The 2,946-nt window shown below is 52.7% G+C and carries 1 rRNA gene; it reads right to left on the bottom strand.

Annotation, left to right across the window (positions count from 1 at the left end):
- Positions 1-2,796, bottom strand: a 23S ribosomal RNA gene (locus BHU62_RS24485); the annotation flags it as partial.
- Positions 2,797-2,946 lie beyond the last annotated feature (150 nt).

The raw sequence follows: 2,946 nt of genomic DNA, 5'->3' as shown, positions 1-2,946 counted from the left end.
CCCAGGGAAGACTCATCTTGAGGCAAGTTTCGCGCTTAGATGCTTTCAGCGCTTATCTTTTCCGCACTTAGCTACCGGGCAATGCCATTGGCATGACAACCCGAACACCAGTGGTGCGTTCACTCCGGTCCTCTCGTACTAGGAGCAACCCCTCTCAATCTTCCAACGCCCACGGCAGATAGGGACCGAACTGTCTCACGACGTTCTAAACCCAGCTCGCGTACCACTTTAAATGGCGAACAGCCATACCCTTGGGACCTACTTCAGCCCCAGGATGTGATGAGCCGACATCGAGGTGCCAAACACCGCCGTCGATATGAACTCTTGGGCGGTATCAGCCTGTTATCCCCGGAGTACCTTTTATCCGTTGAGCGATGGCCCTTCCATTCAGAACCACCGGATCACTAAGACCTACTTTCGTACCTGCTCGAGCCGTCACTCTCGCAGTCAAGCTAGCTTATGCCTTTGCACTAACCTCACGATGTCCGACCGTGATTAGCTAACCTTCGTGCTCCTCCGTTACTCTTTGGGAGGAGACCGCCCCAGTCAAACTACCCACCAGACACTGTCCTCACCCCGGATCACGGGGCCGAGTTAGAACATCAAACATTAAAGGGTGGTATTTCAAGGATGGCTCCACGCAGACTGGCGTCCACGCTTCAAAGCCTCCCACCTATCCTACACATCAAGGCTCAATGTTCAGTGTCAAGCTATAGTAAAGGTTCACGGGGTCTTTCCGTCTTGCCGCGGGTACACTGCATCTTCACAGCGAGTTCAATTTCACTGAGTCTCGGGTGGAGACAGCCTGGCCATCATTACGCCATTCGTGCAGGTCGGAACTTACCCGACAAGGAATTTCGCTACCTTAGGACCGTTATAGTTACGGCCGCCGTTTACTGGGGCTTCGATCAAGAGCTTCGCCTTGCGGCTGACCCCATCAATTAACCTTCCAGCACCGGGCAGGCGTCACACCGTATACGTCCACTTTCGTGTTTGCACAGTGCTGTGTTTTTATTAAACAGTTGCAGCCAGCTGGTATCTTCGACTGGCTTCGGCTCCATCCGCAAGGGACTTCACCTACATGCCAGCGTGCCTTCTCCCGAAGTTACGGCACCATTTTGCCTAGTTCCTTCACCCGAGTTCTCTCAAGCGCCTTGGTATTCTCTACCTGACCACCTGTGTCGGTTTGGGGTACGATTCAATGTTACCTAGAGCTTAGAGGCTTTTCCTGGAAGCAGGGCATCAGCTACTTCTGCACCGTAGTGCATCGTCATCACGCCTCAGGGTTGATATGCAACCGGATTTACCAGGTCACACCCCCTACACGCTTAAACCGGGACAACCGTCGCCCGGCCAGCCTAGCCTTCTCCGTCCCCCCTTCGCAGTAACACCAAGTACAGGAATATTAACCTGTTTCCCATCGACTACGCTTTTCAGCCTCGCCTTAGGGGTCGACTCACCCTGCCCCGATTAACGTTGGACAGGAACCCTTGGTCTTCCGGCGAGCGGGCTTTTCACCCGCTTTATCGTTACTTATGTCAGCATTCGCACTTCTGATACCTCCAGCAACCCTCACAGGCCACCTTCAACGGCTTACAGAACGCTCCCCTACCCAACAACGCTAAGCGTCGCTGCCGCAGCTTCGGTGCATGGTTTAGCCCCGTTACATCTTCCGCGCAGGCCGACTCGACCAGTGAGCTATTACGCTTTCTTTAAATGATGGCTGCTTCTAAGCCAACATCCTGGCTGTCTATGCCTTCCCACATCGTTTCCCACTTAACCATGACTTTGGGACCTTAGCTGGCGGTCTGGGTTGTTTCCCTCTTCACGACGGACGTTAGCACCCGCCGTGTGTCTCCCGTGATAACATTCTTCGGTATTCGGAGTTTGCATCGGTTTGGTAAGCCGGGATGGCCCCCTAGCCGAAACAGTGCTCTACCCCCGAAGATGAGTTCACGAGGCGCTACCTAAATAGCTTTCGGGGAGAACCAGCTATCTCCCGGTTTGATTGGCCTTTCACCCCCAGCCACAAGTCATCCGCTAATTTTTCAACATTAGTCGGTTCGGTCCTCCAGTTAGTGTTACCCAACCTTCAACCTGCCCATGGCTAGATCACCGGGTTTCGGGTCTATACCTTGCAACTATTCGCCCAGTTAAGACTCGGTTTCCCTACGGCTCCCCTATACGGTTAACCTTGCTACAAAATATAAGTCGCTGACCCATTATACAAAAGGTACGCAGTCACACCACGAAGGTGCTCCCACTGCTTGTACGTACACGGTTTCAGGTTCTATTTCACTCCCCTCGCCGGGGTTCTTTTCGCCTTTCCCTCACGGTACTGGTTCACTATCGGTCAGTCAGGAGTATTTAGCCTTGGAGGATGGTCCCCCCATATTCAGACAGGATGTCACGTGTCCCGCCCTACTCATCGAACTCACGACCTGTGCATTTTAGTGTACGGGGCTATCACCCTTTGCTGCGCGACTTTCCAGACGCTTCCACTAACACACAAGCCGATTCAGGTTCTGGGCTGTTCCCCGTTCGCTCGCCGCTACTGGGGGAATCTCGGTTGATTTCTTTTCCTCGGGGTACTTAGATGTTTCAGTTCCCCCGGTTCGCCTCATGCCACTATGTATTCATGACATGATAGTGTGTCGAAACACACTGGGTTTCCCCATTCGGGTATCGCCGGTTATAACGGTTCATATCACCTTACCGACGCTTTTCGCAGATTAGCACGCCCTTCATCGCCTCTGACTGCCTAGGCATCCACCGTGTACGCTTAGTCACTTAACCTCACAACCCGAAGATGTTTCCATCGTTCGCGCTGCAAACATTTGAGAGACTCTATGACAGGTTACTCTTCATCCCAGTACTTCTACGGAGGGATAAATTTCAGCCGTCATGTTTCAATTTTCAGCTTGTTCCAGATTGTTAAAGAGCAAA

It is taken from the genome of Serratia marcescens, assembly GCF_001902635.1.
In the GTDB taxonomy this organism is placed as follows: Bacteria; Pseudomonadota; Gammaproteobacteria; order Enterobacterales; family Enterobacteriaceae; genus Serratia; species Serratia marcescens_F.
Note: the sequence above shows the minus strand (reverse complement) of the source record. Positions and strands in the feature narration are given on the sequence as shown.